Origin of the sequence: Exiguobacterium sp. s133 (assembly GCF_018618595.1) — a bacterium.
Classification (GTDB): Bacteria; Bacillota; Bacilli; order Exiguobacteriales; family Exiguobacteriaceae; genus Exiguobacterium_A; species Exiguobacterium_A oxidotolerans.
The window spans coordinates 131,457-146,907 of the sequence record NZ_JACSMK010000007.1 but is presented as its reverse complement, the minus strand read 5'-3'; the positions used below and the strand labels follow the sequence as shown (position 1 = coordinate 146,907).

The following is a 15,451-nucleotide window of genomic DNA, read 5'->3' as shown; positions in this document are numbered from 1 at the left end:
TTCAAAAATATCAACCCTCTACGCGACGAATCATATTTTCGAAATATTCACGTTTCTTTTCGAGCGACAACGTCTCACCACCATAAATCATCCGTTCATAGGCATCCGTCAACGGGCGCATCGCGTACGTTTCGTAATACCCATCGACTTCATGTGCAAGTTCCGCGAGCGTCCGTCCATCCTTATAATGGAACCCTTGTTTATCGAGACGTCGGAGCAAGAAGCGATACATCCGTTTGAATCCTTCCGGTCGTTTGATTTGGCTACGGAAGAAGAGAATTGCGGCCGTTCGTCTGATTGGTTTTCTAAACAGATAGAGGAACACAAGACCGAGCAACGCACCAATGATCGGCCAGACGGGAATCGAACGTTTTTCCGCCTGATTCGCTGTCGTCGCTTGGGCGTCATCAAGAAGATTTTCCTGCGGACGGTTCGGTGTTGCCGTTTCCGTATCTGTCTCTGTATCCCGTTGCGGATTTGATTGTTCCGTTTCGTTATCAGTCTCTTGATTGATCGTATATTGTCCTGTACCGTCAAAACTTACAGTCGGCTCGAGCGGTACCCAACCCGGTCCTTCGATGTAGACTTCGACCCAGGAATGGGCATTTTTGTTTCGGACCGTATAGCTCGTGACAGCAGAACCGATGACATCGGATTCGCCACCTGTAAATCCTTTGACCCAGCGTGCCGGTAATCCAGCCGCCCGCAGTAACACAGTTGCTGAAGTCGAAAAGTTATCACAATAACCGAGCTTCGTCTCGAACAAGAATTGATCGACATAGTCTTGATCTTCTGCCGGGACAGCAACATCTTCCGTATTGTACTCAAAGTTTTCTTGCTCGAAGTAATTTTCAATCGCTTTCGCGCGATCCCACGGTGTTTCTTCATCAGCAACGATCTCAGCCGCTAAATCACGAACCCGGTCCGGTAACGTTCCCGGCAGTTGCAGGTAACGATCTTGTTCCATTTCTGAAAGTTTTACCGGTTCATCCGTTTGGAGTAGTTTTTCAGTAAACAGTGGATACGCGTACTGAATCTGATAATTTTGTTGGCGCGTTGCATCGTCAAGATACGAAATTTTTTGATTTTCCGGGTTGATTAAAAGATTTTGCCGTTGATCAGCTGCCGTCAAGCGCACATTATCTCCATTGTAAGGGACAAACGGCAACTCACGAGCCAACTTGAACGTCGCACTCTCTTCACGTGTCTCGACGTCATCGCCAAAGTGCGAGAAGAAACCACGCCCGTTAATCTCCGGACTTGACTCCGATAAAATCCAACCTTTACCGGTGTAGACGTCCTTCGTCTCGACCCGCCAGTAACGATTCCCTTCACTCTCGACTTGAAAAACTTCCCGGTCGTCCATTTGGAATGGACCACCGAGCTGTTCATCGTTCGAGCCGTATCCGACTTTTTGAATCGCATTCGTCGATGTACCTTCTCCTTCAAAACGTGACGTCCAGTCATACCAACTGTTTTGCCACGTCGCTGTGATGACCGGACTTTGCAGTGCCGCAACGATCGTTACACCGATAATCAACAAGGCACTAATCGGCCGAACGTAAGAGGCAGTCGGTCGTTCATTGATTTCTGTCGCATACAACAAAAGTAATGCCAGGAGGATCGGATACAAGATGAACTGGTCACCCGAGTAATCCGTCCATGTGTCACAATAGGCGATGAAACCGATCACACCGACGGTCAACCCAACAACAAATCCCCGGTTCGGGAAGGTTCGGCGACCAAGGTAGCCGATTAAAAAGCTAATTAGACCGATCGATAAGGCGAAGGCCGGTCGTCCCGGCAACTCCCCATTGATGACACGTGATACATCATCCGTAATTTCACCTAATAGTCGCCACGGTGCCTCTCCCGGTGTCAAGATGAAGTAAAAAGACACCATCAAAGCAAGTAGACTGCCACTTAAAAACCACCGTCTTCGGACGTGCGATAGCAGGAGTGGTGTCAAAAGAAGCGGCAAGAAAGGAACGATGCTGTCAAACGTCGTCAGTTCCAGTAGCGGGGGCATGAAGCTCGCAAGTAGTAACGCCGCGAGTAAGTTCCAAATCAGTCGTTGACTCATCGGCTCCCCCTCCTTTCCGGCGTATAGACATGCACGGTCGCTTCCTGTCTGATTTTAGACATCCACATCTCGTTATTCGATTCAAGGTCCGGCGTGATGAAGAGGACGTTTCCACTCAGACGTAATGCTTTTGAGGAATACTCCCACGACTCAATGAACGAACGGGTCCGACTCGGTTGAGCCGTCATCAAATAATGTGTCAGCTTCGCCCCTTCAAGCGGTAGAGACAGGGACTGGACAGCATGACCGACGAGATGGATCCGGTAATTCAAGCGCCGTTTGTTGAGTTGATCGGTCGCATCGGCAAGCATCGAAATGCTCCGTTCGAACTGCGCATCACTCACCGTTCCTTCATCAAAAACAATTGTCGTTTCCCGCTCTTGTTCCCGTTCAAATGTCTTCGTCATCAAACCTTGGCGTTTCGCCGTTGCCTTCCAATCAATCTGGTTCATCCGGTCGCCACTGACATATTCCCGGACTCCAACGACGGTAAAGGATGACTGCCGCAAATCGAGCGAGACGGGCGAAATTCCGCCGTCCCCCCGATCGTCTTCATGTGGCAACTGCGTCGCGAGCCGTGCCGGTTCTATCGCGAGATATGTTTCGACCGGGTAGAGTTTTTTTCGCATGAATACACCGAACGGATCCGTAATTTCAATCACACAACCAGGAATCTGATACAGTCCACGACGAATCGATGGAATGACATATTCAATCTGTTCCGTCTTCCGGTAATGGGCACGTAACGAGCGCCGAATGTCTAAACGCTCCGCACTCAATGCTTCCGGTACTTCCTCTGTTACTTCGACGGTCCCGACAAGAAAAGGGTATTTTCGTCTAACTTGTAAAACGACAGGAATGTCCGTCCCGGCAATCAACATCTTATTCGAAACTTCTCGCGTCGCGACGGCTTTCGTCACGGGCCAGATTAAAAAAATCGTCCAGTAGACAGTCAAACCTGCCATGACGTAGAACAGTAACGAGGCTACATTTCCACCATCCACACGGGCGTAAATCCACAATGCCGTGACCATCAGGAGCAGGACGGCATAACGCCAGCCGATTTGCCACCGTTTCATAAAGACTCCACGTCGTGTTGAATCGGCACCGCAACTTCTTTTTTCACCTGTTCCAATACCCGTTCAGCCGACTGTCCGTGGTAGCGAGCATCTGCCGTCAAAATCAACCGGTGTGATAAGACGGGTGTCAACAGGTGTTTCACGTCATCGGGTAATACGAATTTCCGCCCTTCCATATAAGCCCAGGCTTGCGCGACTTTCATTAAAGCAATCGATGAACGCGGACTGGCTCCAAGGTAAAGCGAAGCATGCTCACGCGTGGCCTGGACGAGCTGAACGATATATTTTTTAACCGGTTGTGAAACGTGGACTTCCTTGACTTCTTCCTTCATCCGTAACAATTCATCGCGCCCGATGACCGATTCGAGCGTGTCGATTGGTTCATCGCGTTCGAATCGATTCAGCAACTTCATCTCTTGCTGAAAATCCGGATAGCCCATCTTGACTTTGACTAAAAAGCGATCGAGTTGTGCTTCCGGCAATGGATATGTCCCTTCATGCTCAATCGGATTTTGCGTCGCCATGACAAAGAAGGGATTCGGAAGCGTATGGATTTCTCCGTCCACCGTTACATTTGCTTCCGCCATCCCTTCCAGTAACGCCGATTGTGTTTTCGGAGAGGTTCGGTTGATTTCATCCGCGAGAACGATATTGCCCATCAATGGACCCGGACGATACTCAAATTGACTTGTTTTTTGGTTATACATCGAAACACCCGTTAAATCCGAGGGGAGTAAATCGGGTGTGAATTGAACACGCTTAAAAGTCAGGCCGATTGAGCGACTGAATGCGCGCACGAGCATCGTTTTCCCGACCCCCGGTACATCCTCAAGTAAGACATGTCCTCCGGCAAGTAGCGCTGCTAACGATTGTGTAATAACATCTTCCTTACCGACGATTACTTTTTCTACGTTGTCGATGATTGCTTGAATCTCTCTTGTGTATGTTCGCATTGTCAGGCCCCTTGCTCTTTAGTAGTTGAATTTTCTGACTCTTTCTATCTTCTCATAACCGTAGTCCCTTTGGAAAGGCATATGAGTCTCTCAATACGCACAAAAAAGGAGGCGCCGCAGAGCGACTCCCCCTTTGTGTTTCAGGAACGATTACATGCCGTAAACCGTTCTTGATTCGTGCAGAGTGCACGTAAAACACGGGTACAATCCGTGTCTATAAACTTATTCCGTTCGTCAAGTCCGGTGATCCTCTTCTACTCGAAGCGACATGCGATCGTTCCCTCTACATTGATAATCATTCATGTGCATCACCATCCTTTCATATATTGAATATTACCGAATCTATTCGAAGTTAAACCTTGTTTTTTAATTATTTTTTTCGAAACCGGTAATACGTCGTTGCTAAAGCAAGTGCAAGGACAAGCCCCTTAATAATATTCAATGAGTAATACGGAACAGATAACATAACGAGCCCATTCTCAAGAATCCCGACTAAGCAGGCTCCGACTAATGTCCCGAGTGCGTTCGGTTTCCCTTGTCCGGCAAACGATGAACCGATGAAGGCAGCCGCGACTGCCGGCATCAAATAGCCGGATCCGGCATTAATCTGTGACGATCCAACCTGCGACGCAAGCAGGATTCCTCCGACTGCCGCGAGTAGTCCGGCAATCACATAGGCCAGTGCCCGGTAACGGTGCACCGGGATTCCCGTCAAGTGTGCCGCCTCCGGGTTTCCGCCGATGATGTATAAGAAGCGGCCGTGTCGTGTATGGTTCAAAAACAGATGCGTCACTGCTACGACGGCGAGCATGATTAGGATGATCCACGGTGCCTGACTGATTTTTAGGAAGGACTCCGGAATCATCCCGACTGTCGGTGTTCCGTCGAGACGGGGCATCCCGGCACTGATTGATCCGCCGCCGGTATACGTCATCGCCACCCCTTCAAAGATGAACATCGTCGCAAGCGTCGCAAACAAGTCGGGAATCTTGAATTTGACGATCAATAACACGTTGACCAGCGCGACGCTTAAGGCAATCAAAATCGCCAAGCCGATCGACAGACCAAGCGGAAGGCTGTACCAGACAAAAAATGAGACGACGAGCGAGCTGGCAAAGGTCGCGGTCGAACCGACCGATAAATCAAAACCGTTGACGGTCAGCGAAACGGTCAACCCGATTGCGATGATCGTCACAATCGAGATACTGCGCAAAATATTAATCAGGTTCGCGCCCTGTAAAAAGCTTGGTGCCGTCACGGCAAAAAAGACGATGAGTGCAAGGATTGCGAGGACGATCCCCCAGTCATTCAAAAAGCGTAACAACCGTTTACCGGATGCGTGTCGTTCCGTGTTTGGTTTTGATTCCGTCGTTGGTTCGTGAAGTACCTCGTTCATCAAGTCATCCCCCCTGTCGCATACAGCAGTAATTGGTCTTCCGTCGTCTCCGACGTATTCGTCTCGAACACGATTTTCCCGTCATACATGACATAAATCCGGTCCGTCACCGCCAGCAATTCATCGAATTCACTGGACGCATACAGAATCGCTTTTTGCTGTCCGGCCAGTTGATCGATCACGTCGAAGATTTCCCGTTTCGCCCCGACGTCGACACCTTTTGTCGGTTCATCGAGCAGCAGGACCGCAGCATCGGCGAGGAGCCATTTGCCGATCGCGACCTTCTGCTGGTTCCCGCCGGATAATCCTTCCACGCGTTGCGTTTCATCCGTTGATTTGATCGCCAATCGTTTGATGATAGCGTTGGCGGCAGTCCGTTCCGTTCCCGTCTTGACCCAACCGAACCGATTGACGAATTGTCTGAGACTTGCCGCGGTCATGTTTTGATAAATCGGATCCGTGACAAGGATGCCTTCTTTCCGGCGTTCTTCCGGGACCAGACCAATCCCGTGTCTGACTGCCTCGTGCGGCGACCGGATAGTCGCCGGTTCGCCGGCTATCCGAATCTGTCCCGCCACAGTCGGAGTCACTCCGAAAATCGTCTTACAGAGCTCGGTTTTTCCCGCTCCGACAAGTCCGGCAATTCCAATCACTTCACCTGCATGAACCGTCAATGACAGCTGATTGAGTTCACCCGGGACCATCACTTGATTGAGCTCGAGCAACGCTTGCCCGACGGTTCGGGTTTGCCGGTCCGTCTGTTGCAAACGTCTTCCGAGCATCTGTTCAACGATTGTCTCTTTCGTTTGCCCGGCTAATGCTTGGCGGGCGACAAGTTTTCCGTCACGCATGACGGAAATCGATTCACAGATTTCAAATAATTCCTGCAGGCGGTGTGAGATGAAAATCACGCCCAATTGTTCGCGTGTCGCGAGTTCCCTGATGATGCGAAACAAACGTTCCGTCTCCCGTTGACTGAGCGGCGCCGTCGGTTCATCCAGGATTAAAAAATGGCTGTCTTGAACGAGTGCCCGGGCAATCAAGACCAACTGTTTGTCGGCAAGGCGCAGTTCACTGACCCGTTGCCGGACATCAATCGAAGACTGGAGTTTCCCGAGCGCCTCCCGTGCAATCTGTTCAAATCGGCGTTGCCGGATGACCCCTTTGAGCTGTCCGTTCGTCAACAAATCGAGGCAAATGTTTTCCGCGACCGTCAAGTATGAAATCAATGCCGTATCGACTTCTTGGTAGACGATTTCAATTCCCGCCCGTTTCGCGGCCCGTGGCGAATCGATCTTCAACGGCACACCTTCAAACGAAATCGTCCCGTCATACGCCGCATGCGCTCCCGCCAATACTTTCATCAGCGTCGACTTACCGGCGCCGTTCGCTCCGACGAGCGCATGAATTTCCCCGCGGCGGACGGAAAAGTCAACAGCATCAAGCGCTTTGACACCGGGGAATTCAATTGAAATCCCACGCATCTCGAGCCGGTTCGTCGCGTCCAGATGCGTCATTTCGCAGCATTCGCTTTCCGCAGTTTTTCCATCCACGGTTCATTGAATTTCTCAGATGTGCTCCAGCCCTTGATGATTGTATCGAGATTGTACATCGTCGTATCGGCTTTGAGCGCCTTTTGCTCGACTAATTTAGCGTCCAGATCAAAGCTGCCCGGTGTTTTTTCACCGGCCAGTTTTTTCGCCAGCAGGCGCATGTCCGTCTGTCCGATCAAATGCGGATCAACGGCACTCGTCGACACCCAGTTGCTGCCATTCTCACGCATCAGGTTGATGTCCTGATTCGAGACATCGATTGAAATCAACGGGATTTCCTGACGTTTGTTGTCTTTTAAGGATTTATAGGCGCCTTTTGCGACTTCATCCCACGCTCCCCAGACGGCATCGATGCTTCCTTTCGGATATTTCGCGAGAATCGCGTTCATCTTCGTCGCGATATCGCCCTGGACATCCTGGAAATTCGTCGGTCCGACCGTTTCAAGCGTCTTGATTTTGCCGTCCGCTTCATACGTCTTATAGATTTCCTGACGGCGGTCAAGCGGTGCAAACCCCGGACCGAACCACAATTTGATGACCCGGACCGGCTTGTCGTCTTTCACTTTCGTCACTTCATCGAGTGAAAGTTCTGCCAGTTTGTGATCATCCTGGAACGTCTCCGTGATGCCTGTTAACGTCTGGTCCTTTTTCTTCGTCACCGTATCAAACGTCACGACCTGAATCCCTTTGTCGATCGCCGGTTTAATCATGTCGTAGGCATAATCTTCTTTTCCGTGCGAGATGATCAGTCCGTCATAATCCTGCTGAACGGCTTGCGCCACCAGTTCCTTGAACTTGACGTCATTGCCTTCGGAAATGAACGTGTTGACCTTAAACCCAAGCGCCTCCCCTTCCGAACGGGCACCGTCTAAAAATTGTTTCGTATGATCATCGGACGCCAGATTGCGGATGACGGCAATCTTGATGTCGCCTTGGACACTTTCCGGCACACCGCTGATTTTTTTCGCCGGTGTCGCTTCACTATTGGCGCAAGCAGCCAGCAAGACCGCCGGTGCGAGTAAGAATGCTAATTTTTTCATCTCGATCTCTCCTGTCTGTTTAGATGACCTGTTGTCCAATCGCCTGTTCGATCGTTTCCACGCTCGGCCGTTCAATGACGCCGAGTTCCGTGATGATCGCCGTGATGAGCTCGTGCGGTGTCACGTCAAACGCCGGATTAAAGACCTTTGTTCCGGCTGGTGCCGTTACTTTCCCTGCCAGTTGCGTCACTTCACTAGCATCGCGTTCTTCAATTTCAATCTCGTCACCTGATAAACTCGTCACATCAAACGTCGACAGCGGCGCAGCGACATAAAACGGAATCCCGAAGGCACGTGCGAGTAACGCCAGCTGGAACGTCCCGATTTTATTGGCCGTATCCCCGTTACGGGTGATCCGGTCCGCGCCGACGATGATGGCGGTGATCTGCTTTTCCTTGATCGTATGTGCGACCATATTGTCCGTGATCAAGGTGACGTCAATCCCTGCCCGTTGCAGCTCCCATGTCGTCAAGCGCGCCCCCTGCAACAAAGGCCGGGTTTCCGACGCATAGACGGATAACGGGATGCCTTGTTCCTTCGCAAGATAAAACGGGGCCAGTGCCGTCCCGTACGCCGCTGTCGCAATCGATCCGGCGTTACAAATCGTCAACACCCGGTCTCCCGCTTGAAACAGCTCCAACGCATGCACACCGATTTGCCGTGACGTCTTGGCATCGGCTTCATAAAGGGCAATTACTTTTTGTTCCAGACGTTTCGGCAGTTCCTCGAGCGTTGTGCTCGAAAGGATAAGCTGATTGAGCGCATCGAGTACGTTCCGCAAATTGACGGCGGTCGGCCGGGTCGCCAGTAACTCCGCCGATACCGTCAACAGTTTTTGTTTGACCTCGTCAAGCGATCCCGTCGTCCGGAACGCTTCCTGCACGAGGACGAATCCACCGAACAGACTGATTGCCGGCGCCCCCCGGACACGAAGTTGTTTAATCGCCTCAACCGCTTGCGCCAAATCATGAATGACTTCGTACCGTTCTTCTTGCGGGAGACGGGTCTGATCAAGGATCTTTAAGCACGCCCGCTCATAGATGACACTACGGATAAACTCGCTCATCGGCTCAATTCCTCCGTCACGTCAAAATTCCGGAGATCGGTAAACGTCTTACATTCGCCGCGCCGTTTAATCAATGCCGTCCCGAGGCGTAACGCATGACGTTTCCGTTCAAGGCGCGTCGCAGCATCCGGAATTTGTTCCAAATCAGCGACCGGTGCCAAACCAATCGTCCGCCGGATCAGTTCACAACCGGCGAAACCGAGCGCGTCTTGGAGAATTGTACTGAGGACATCATCGACAAGCCCGGGTACCGTCCGGAAAGGTTCGACGGCTTCCCGTTCCCAAAGTGCCGTGAACGTCGAAGCAAACGTCAGCCAGAACGTATCGATATCCTTCACCCGCGTCTCCCGCAACTCAGCATAGTTCGGATACGCCGCAAAGCAGAGGTGGGCAATGAACTGACCGACATCAAACCCGAACGGTCCGTAAAAAGCGAACTCCGGATCGATGATTTTCGTTTCGCCCGCGGAAGCAAAAATGCTTCCTGTATGTAAATCCCCGTGTAATAAGGCTTCCCCTTTCGTGATGAACAACGTTTCGAGCTTCGCCACTTCCCGCTTCAGTTTTTCGTCCTGCCAGAGCTGCTGTACGTCTGTTTCCAAGCCGCTCTCGATGTTGTTTGTTTCCGCGTCGTAAAACGGATCCGTAAAGATTAACTTTTCCGTGATGTCGCATAAATCCGGGTTGTAATAGTCACGTGCGACCTGCTTTTTTCCGACTGGACCGAGCGCAAAATCTGACGTGAAAAATAACGTCCGCGCCAAGTAAGAACCGACATGTTCTGCAAGGAGCGGATACGTTTCGCCGGCGAGCAATCCCGTCCGAACGATTTGCAGGTGCGACAAGTCCTCCATCACCGTATACGCTTCTTCATGACTGGCATGAAAGACCCGTGGAACGAATGGCGTCGCGTATTTTGCGAATTCCTTCAGTGCCAACTGTTCGATCCAGGCCCGCTCGAGTGACAAGGGCCAGCTTTCCCCGACGACTTTTGCATAAGGTAATGCCTGCTTCAAGATCAAACGTTCTTTCCCTGCCTGAATCCGAAAGACTAAGTTCAAGTTGCCGTCGCCGATTTCTTCTGCCGTCGCTTCTTCCTGTCCGATGAGTCCGAGTTCCCGGACACGTTTAATGGCGTCTTGTTCTGTAAATGCTTGATATGCCATCTTGCTTCCCCCTTCATTTCTACACAAAAAAACGCCGCTTTTCGTCATAGAAAAGAGGCGCGGGGTATCATCCGTCCTCTTATCTCTCAGACGAATGTCTGTTGGATGTAGCACCGTGCCGGATGGTCGGTTGCTGCGGCGTCTTCGGGCCAATTCCCTCTGCCAACTCACGATAAGAGTCATATGTGGTTGTTGTGTTCGATGTTGATTCGAATATTACGCCCGTCTTAAATCATCTGTCAATTCCAATTTTTAGTGAAAAACCATTTAAAAGACCGCCATCTATAGAAGCGGATTTCAAAAAAAATAAATTTTCAAAAAATTATTTGACATCACGTCCATCTCATGTAAAAATTGCAATTAGATTTCACAATTTCATCCAATTCTTATCAAGAGCAGACGGAGGGACGAGCCCTATGATGTCGCAGCAACCGACCAGTTGGCACGGTGCTAATTCTTGCAGCTAACACGCTGACAGATAAGAGTCCACGCGCAATTTTTCATGGTCTCTTGTCATTGACGAGGGACCATTTTTGTATTTTTTAACAAGGGAGAGACGACGATCATGGCGTACATTACCGCAACTTACCAACTCGGCGTGACCGATCAGTTACCAAAACGGGCAGAGCAAATCGCCCTCGGTCTGACGGTCGGCTCATGGACCGATTTGAATCACTTGGAACAACAACAGCTTGAATCCTTTAAAGGACAAGTCGTCCATACGGAAGAACACGACGGAAAAGGGTATGTCACGATCCGTTATCCGGAACACAACGTCTCACGAGACTTTTCGGCGATTTTGACGACCGTCTTCGGCAAGCTGTCACTCGACGGTCAAATCAAACTGACGGATCTTCAGCTTCCCGCTTCATTCACACCGGATTTCCCCGGTGCTAAATTCGGCATCGAGGGCGTCCGCCAATTGATCCAAGTCCATGATCGCCCCCTGTTGATGAGCATCTTCAAAGGCGTCATCGGACGGGATCTCGTTTTTTTACGGGAACAACTGGAAGCCCAGCTCGCCGGCGGGATTGATCTCGTCAAGGATGACGAAATCTTATACGACAATCCGCTGACACCGGCACTCGACCGGGCGCGGATTGGACGGGAAGTCCTCGATGCACACTATGAACGGACCGGTAAACGGGCCCTTTATGCGATTACATTGAGTGGTCCGGTCTTCCGCTTGAAAGAGCAGGCGAAACGACTGGTCGAAGCCGGAGCGACAGCCCTCCTGCTCAACACGTTTACATACGGGCTTGATGTCTTGCGGGAACTGGCAGCCGATCCGGAAATCCCGGTCCCGATCTTTAATCATCCGGCGTTGAGCGGTGCCTTGATCGCCAGTCCCGAGTACGGGATTGCCGCCCCGGTCCTGCTCGGAACGTTGCCGCGGATTGCCGGTGCCGACTTGACACTGTTCCCGTCGCCGTACGGGAATGTCGCCCTCGCCAAAGACTTGGCCCGCGGGATTGCCGTCGAAGCGACCCGAATCGGTGAGACCAAAACAATTCTCCCGGTCCCGTCCGCCGGAATCCACCCGGGTCTCGTCGCCCAGCTTGTTCGTGATTTCGGCGTCGATTCCGTCATCAATGCCGGAGGCGGTGTCCACGGTCATCCGCAAGGTGCTGCGGCCGGAGTCATCGCTTTCCGCCAGGCACTGGGCGCAGCACTGGCCGGCGAATCACTGACAAGTGCCGCCCACCGGCACGAGGAATTACGTGTCGCTCTCGATGCTTGGGGGATCACGAAATGACGATCCGGATTTTATGTGACTTTGACGGAACAGTAACGGAGCACGATAATATCATCGCCTTGATGCAGGAGTTCGCTCCGCCGGAAAAATTTGAACCGTTAAAACAAGGTGTGCTCGACCGGTCGCTCTCGATTCAATCCGGCGTCGGACAGATGTTTCAGCTGCTTCCGTCCAGTCAAAAACAGGACTACATTGATTTCTTGATGACACAGGCAGTCATTCGTCCCGGCTTCGACACCTTACTCGCTTTTGCCAAATCAAACGAGATTGATTTTTCCATCGTCAGCGGCGGGATCGACTTTTTTGTCCAGCCGATTCTTGCGGATGTACTGACGGACGAAGCGATTTATTGCAACGGCAGTGACTTCAGCCAGGAGACGGTTCGAATCGAATGGCCGCATGCCTGCGACGCGGCCTGTACAAATCAATGCGGCTGTTGCAAAACCTCGATCGCCCGGAAGCTGAAGCAGAACGGTGACACGATCATCGCGATCGGCGACTCCGTAACAGATTTTGAACTGGCTAAGCAGGCGGATCACGTTTATGCACGGGATTATCTGATCACGCTATGTGAACAGCACGGCATCCCGTATACGCCGTTTGAAAACTTTCATGACATATTGAATCATCTGCAGACAAAGGTGGTGTACACATGACCTTCTTAAAACGATATGAAGAATTACGTGCCGTCAAACAGGAACTTGCAGCACGCGACTGGTTCCCCGGCACAAGCGGCAATCTCGCCATCCGGACAGCCGATCAACCGACTGAATTTCTCGTGACGGCAAGCGGGAAGGACAAACGGCAGGATACACCGGACGACTTCGTCCATGTCGACGCGTCCGGTCAACTGATCGGCGAACAGACGGGTCGTCCCTCTGCCGAAACGTTGCTCCACGTCGAGGTCTTCAACCGAACGACTGCCGGGTGTTCCCTTCACGTCCATACGATTGACAATAATGTCATTTCGGAACTGTACGGCGACCAAGGCGAGATTCGGTTTGCCGGTCAGGAAATCATCAAGGCACTCGGCCGTTGGGAAGAAGATGCGGAAGTCCGTGTGCCGATTATCCCGAACCATGCCGACATTCCGACGCTTGCCGCTGCCTTTGCAGCACATGTACATGCCGAGAGCGGCGCCGTCCTGATTCGCAATCACGGCATCACCGTCTGGGCACCGACTGCCTTTGAAGCGAAAAAACAGTTGGAAGCATTCGAGTTTTTGTTCAGTTACACCTTAAAACTACAAACGTGCCGACAGGCGATTCATTAAAAGGAGGAATTTACAATGGCAACAGTACTTTTCCAACAGACAAACGAACGGTATACGGATCAAAATGAGGTCTCTTCATTCCTTGCTTCACGCGGCGTCTTATATGAACAATGGGACGTCTCGAAGTTACCGGGCGACCTCGTCGAGAACTTTACATTAACGGATGACGACAAACAGACGATCTTAACGACATTCGCGGACGAGATTAAAGATGTTTCGGAACGTCGCGGTTACCAGACGGCTGACATCATCGCACTGTCGGATACGACACCGAATCTCGATGAATTACTCGTCAACTTCCAAAAAGAACACCATCATACCGATGACGAGGTCCGCTTCATCGTCAGCGGCCATGGCGTGTTTGCGATTAAAGACGAGGAGGTCGGCTATTACAACATCGAGCTCAATCCCGGTGATTTGATTTCCGTTCCCGTCAACACGCGCCACTACTTCACGCTCCAGGAAGACCGGAAAGTGGTGGCGATCCGAATCTTCGTCACGACGGACGGCTGGGTGCCGATTTACGAGCGGGACGCCCTGTCTTCAGCAAACTAATTCAGTCCGGTCCGGCCCAAGTCTTCTAGCAATAGAGGACCTGGGCTTTTTTTGTACGGAAACGTCGTCTGACAAACATGTTTGAGGAAAGCGCGTGTACGGAAGCATTTCCTATTCTAGAAACATGCCGTTTGTTTCGTCCATCTCCGATATAATGAAGAAAAGGACACAAAAAGGAGCTGACGTGTATGATGATTCGTCTCGTTCAAGAAACCGACTTACCGGACGTGCTCGCCATATATAATGAAGGAATCGAAGACCGGATCGCGACGCTCGAGACGGATACGAAAGATCTCGCCTTCATGCAGCAATGGTTCAGTGAACGCTCCGAGCGACATGCCGGTTACGTTGCCTATGAAGGGGCAAAGATTCTTGGCTTCATTTCGCTCGATGCCTACAATCCGCGTCCCGTCTATCAGTCCGTCGGCGAACTGTCCGTCTACATCACACGGACCCACCGCGGACAAGGAATCGGAAAACGACTACTCGACATCATCGAAGAACATGCAATCATTCACGGCATGCATAAGCTGATTCTCTTTACGTTCCCCTTCAACCGGATCGGACAAAAACTCTACATCAAAGCCGGATTCCGAATCGTCGGTACCTTTAAAGAACAAGGAATGTTAAACGGGTATTACGTCGATGTCCTGGCCATGGAAAAAATTCTCCCTAAACCGGACCAATGATGTTTTGGATTAAAGGTTCGGCAAGTCGGGAATATGAGACGAGGAAGATTCGTACAAGAAAGGAAGATTGCCTGTGAACATCCAGCAAATTCGAAATGCGACACTCGTCTTGACCTATGCCAACCAAGTTTTTTTAATTGATCCTTTTCTCGGTGAAAAGGGTTCGCTTCCTCCGTTCGACCATACACCGAACACCCACCGCAACCCCCTTGTCGACTTACCAGTCGATGTCTCGACCTTACTCGACCCGGATGCCGTCTTCGTGACACATCTTCACGCCGATCATTTCGATGAGGCCGCAAAACAATTGTTACCGAAGACGGTTCCGCTCTATGCCCAAAACGCGACGGACGCCTCTGTCATTAAAGAAGCCGGTTTCACCGACGTTCAGCCGTTCGACCAGGGTGTGACACTCCGTGATGTCAAAGTTTTCCGCACGAACGGTCAACACGGTGTCGGCGAAATCGGACAACGGATGGGACACGTATCCGGTCTCGTCTTTACACATCCCGATGAGCCGACGCTTTATATCGCCGGTGATACGATTTGGTGTGACGACGTCGATTCTGCGATTGATACCTATGCACCGGATGTCATCGTCGTCAATAGTGGTGCCGCCCAGTTCCAGACCGGTGAACCGATCACGATGTCGGAACGTGATTTATTAGCGGTCCACGCGGCAGCGGCTGAAGCGACGATCATCGTCTCGCATCTCGAAGCTGTCAATCACTGCCTGCTCCGCCGCGATATGATCGCTGACTTTTTAGCAGCAAATCATCTCTCCGCTCACTTTTTGATTCCGGACGACGGCGAGACGCTCTCCTTTTAAGTCTCTCCTTCGA

Annotated in this window: 14 protein-coding genes and 2 riboswitches; of the genes, 6 read left to right on the top strand and 8 right to left on the bottom strand. The window is 51.3% G+C overall.

From position 1 onward, the window contains the following. Positions 1 to 10: 10 nt before the first annotated feature. The 8 genes from KNP96_RS11100 to mtnK all read right to left on the bottom strand — a co-directional run bounded on the left by KNP96_RS11100 (position 11) and on the right by mtnK (position 10,336). Complete coding sequence (locus tag KNP96_RS11100) at positions 11 to 2,083, bottom strand: DUF4129 domain-containing transglutaminase family protein (protein WP_214770512.1); 2,073 nt, start codon at positions 2,081 to 2,083, stop codon at positions 11 to 13. Further along, the gene (locus KNP96_RS11095; protein ID WP_088836260.1) at positions 2,080 to 3,162 is read right to left on the bottom strand and encodes a DUF58 domain-containing protein; all 1,083 of its coding nucleotides are present in this window, start codon (positions 3,160 to 3,162) and stop codon (positions 2,080 to 2,082) included. Before KNP96_RS11095 ends, KNP96_RS11100 begins: the two co-directional genes overlap by 4 nt. Beyond that, complete coding sequence (locus KNP96_RS11090) at positions 3,159 to 4,115, bottom strand: AAA family ATPase (RefSeq protein ID WP_029332575.1); 957 nt, start codon at positions 4,113 to 4,115, stop codon at positions 3,159 to 3,161. Before KNP96_RS11090 ends, KNP96_RS11095 begins: the two co-directional genes overlap by 4 nt. Positions 4,116 to 4,485: 370 nt before the next feature. Beyond that, positions 4,486 to 5,511, bottom strand: a complete 1,026-nt coding sequence (locus KNP96_RS11085) for an ABC transporter permease (protein WP_204251417.1) — start codon at positions 5,509 to 5,511, stop codon at positions 4,486 to 4,488. Then, complete coding sequence (locus tag KNP96_RS11080) at positions 5,511 to 7,028, bottom strand: sugar ABC transporter ATP-binding protein (RefSeq protein ID WP_214770509.1); 1,518 nt, start codon at positions 7,026 to 7,028, stop codon at positions 5,511 to 5,513. Before KNP96_RS11080 ends, KNP96_RS11085 begins: the two co-directional genes overlap by 1 nt. Then, complete coding sequence (locus KNP96_RS11075; RefSeq protein ID WP_214767153.1) at positions 7,025 to 8,104, bottom strand: sugar ABC transporter substrate-binding protein; 1,080 nt, start codon at positions 8,102 to 8,104, stop codon at positions 7,025 to 7,027. Before KNP96_RS11075 ends, KNP96_RS11080 begins: the two co-directional genes overlap by 4 nt. A gap of 19 nt (positions 8,105 to 8,123) precedes the next feature. After that, positions 8,124 to 9,170, bottom strand: a complete 1,047-nt coding sequence (gene mtnA / locus KNP96_RS11070) for an S-methyl-5-thioribose-1-phosphate isomerase (RefSeq protein ID WP_088836255.1) — start codon at positions 9,168 to 9,170, stop codon at positions 8,124 to 8,126. Continuing rightward, a complete protein-coding gene (gene mtnK, locus KNP96_RS11065; protein WP_214770506.1) occupies positions 9,167 to 10,336 on the bottom strand; it encodes an S-methyl-5-thioribose kinase in 1,170 nt (389 codons plus the stop codon). The genes mtnA and mtnK overlap by 4 nt, the downstream gene beginning before the upstream one ends. 76 nt (positions 10,337 to 10,412) lie before the next feature. Next, positions 10,413 to 10,515, bottom strand: a riboswitch (SAM riboswitch). A gap of 204 nt (positions 10,516 to 10,719) precedes the next feature. After that, positions 10,720 to 10,821: riboswitch (SAM riboswitch) on the top strand. 80 nt (positions 10,822 to 10,901) lie between these two features. On the opposite strand from mtnK, the gene KNP96_RS11060 reads away from it, so the two are divergent. From KNP96_RS11060 to KNP96_RS11035, 6 genes are all read left to right on the top strand, one after another. Then, on the top strand, positions 10,902 to 12,092 hold the full coding sequence (locus tag KNP96_RS11060; RefSeq protein WP_088836252.1) for a 2,3-diketo-5-methylthiopentyl-1-phosphate enolase: 1,191 nt from the start codon (positions 10,902 to 10,904) through the stop codon (positions 12,090 to 12,092). After that, a complete protein-coding gene (locus KNP96_RS11055; protein ID WP_088836251.1) occupies positions 12,089 to 12,748 on the top strand; it encodes a 2-hydroxy-3-keto-5-methylthiopentenyl-1-phosphate phosphatase in 660 nt (219 codons plus the stop codon). The genes KNP96_RS11060 and KNP96_RS11055 overlap by 4 nt, the downstream gene beginning before the upstream one ends. After that, entirely contained in the window at positions 12,745 to 13,365 is a 621-nt protein-coding gene (locus tag KNP96_RS11050) for a methylthioribulose 1-phosphate dehydratase (RefSeq protein ID WP_088836250.1), read from the top strand. The genes KNP96_RS11055 and KNP96_RS11050 overlap by 4 nt, the downstream gene beginning before the upstream one ends. Before the next feature lie 15 nt (positions 13,366 to 13,380). After that, entirely contained in the window at positions 13,381 to 13,920 is a 540-nt protein-coding gene (locus KNP96_RS11045; protein WP_088836249.1) for a 1,2-dihydroxy-3-keto-5-methylthiopentene dioxygenase, read from the top strand. 188 nt (positions 13,921 to 14,108) lie between these two features. Further along, entirely contained in the window at positions 14,109 to 14,609 is a 501-nt protein-coding gene (locus tag KNP96_RS11040) for an arsinothricin resistance N-acetyltransferase ArsN1 family A (protein WP_088836248.1), read from the top strand. 73 nt (positions 14,610 to 14,682) lie between these two features. Beyond that, entirely contained in the window at positions 14,683 to 15,438 is a 756-nt protein-coding gene (locus tag KNP96_RS11035) for an MBL fold metallo-hydrolase (RefSeq protein WP_088836246.1), read from the top strand. Positions 15,439 to 15,451: the final 13 nt, after the last annotated feature.

Excerpts from the sequence above, each read along its gene's own strand:
- KNP96_RS11100 (WP_214770512.1), bottom strand. The coding sequence starts at position 2,083 with ATGAGTCAACGACTGATTTGGAACTTACTCGCGGCGTTACTACTTGCG.
- KNP96_RS11095 (WP_088836260.1), bottom strand. The coding sequence starts at position 3,162 with ATGAAACGGTGGCAAATCGGCTGGCGTTATGCCGTCCTGCTCCTGATG.
- KNP96_RS11090 (WP_029332575.1), bottom strand. The coding sequence starts at position 4,115 with ATGCGAACATACACAAGAGAGATTCAAGCAATCATCGACAACGTAGAA.
- KNP96_RS11085 (WP_204251417.1), bottom strand. The coding sequence starts at position 5,511 with ATGAACGAGGTACTTCACGAACCAACGACGGAATCAAAACCAAACACG.
- KNP96_RS11080 (WP_214770509.1), bottom strand. The coding sequence starts at position 7,028 with ATGACGCATCTGGACGCGACGAACCGGCTCGAGATGCGTGGGATTTCA.
- KNP96_RS11075 (WP_214767153.1), bottom strand. The coding sequence starts at position 8,104 with ATGAAAAAATTAGCATTCTTACTCGCACCGGCGGTCTTGCTGGCTGCT.
- mtnA (WP_088836255.1), bottom strand. The coding sequence starts at position 9,170 with ATGAGCGAGTTTATCCGTAGTGTCATCTATGAGCGGGCGTGCTTAAAG.
- mtnK (WP_214770506.1), bottom strand. The coding sequence starts at position 10,336 with ATGGCATATCAAGCATTTACAGAACAAGACGCCATTAAACGTGTCCGG.
- KNP96_RS11060 (WP_088836252.1), top strand. The coding sequence starts at position 10,902 with ATGGCGTACATTACCGCAACTTACCAACTCGGCGTGACCGATCAGTTA.
- KNP96_RS11055 (WP_088836251.1), top strand. The coding sequence starts at position 12,089 with ATGACGATCCGGATTTTATGTGACTTTGACGGAACAGTAACGGAGCAC.
- KNP96_RS11050 (WP_088836250.1), top strand. The coding sequence starts at position 12,745 with ATGACCTTCTTAAAACGATATGAAGAATTACGTGCCGTCAAACAGGAA.
- KNP96_RS11045 (WP_088836249.1), top strand. The coding sequence starts at position 13,381 with ATGGCAACAGTACTTTTCCAACAGACAAACGAACGGTATACGGATCAA.
- KNP96_RS11040 (WP_088836248.1), top strand. The coding sequence starts at position 14,109 with ATGATGATTCGTCTCGTTCAAGAAACCGACTTACCGGACGTGCTCGCC.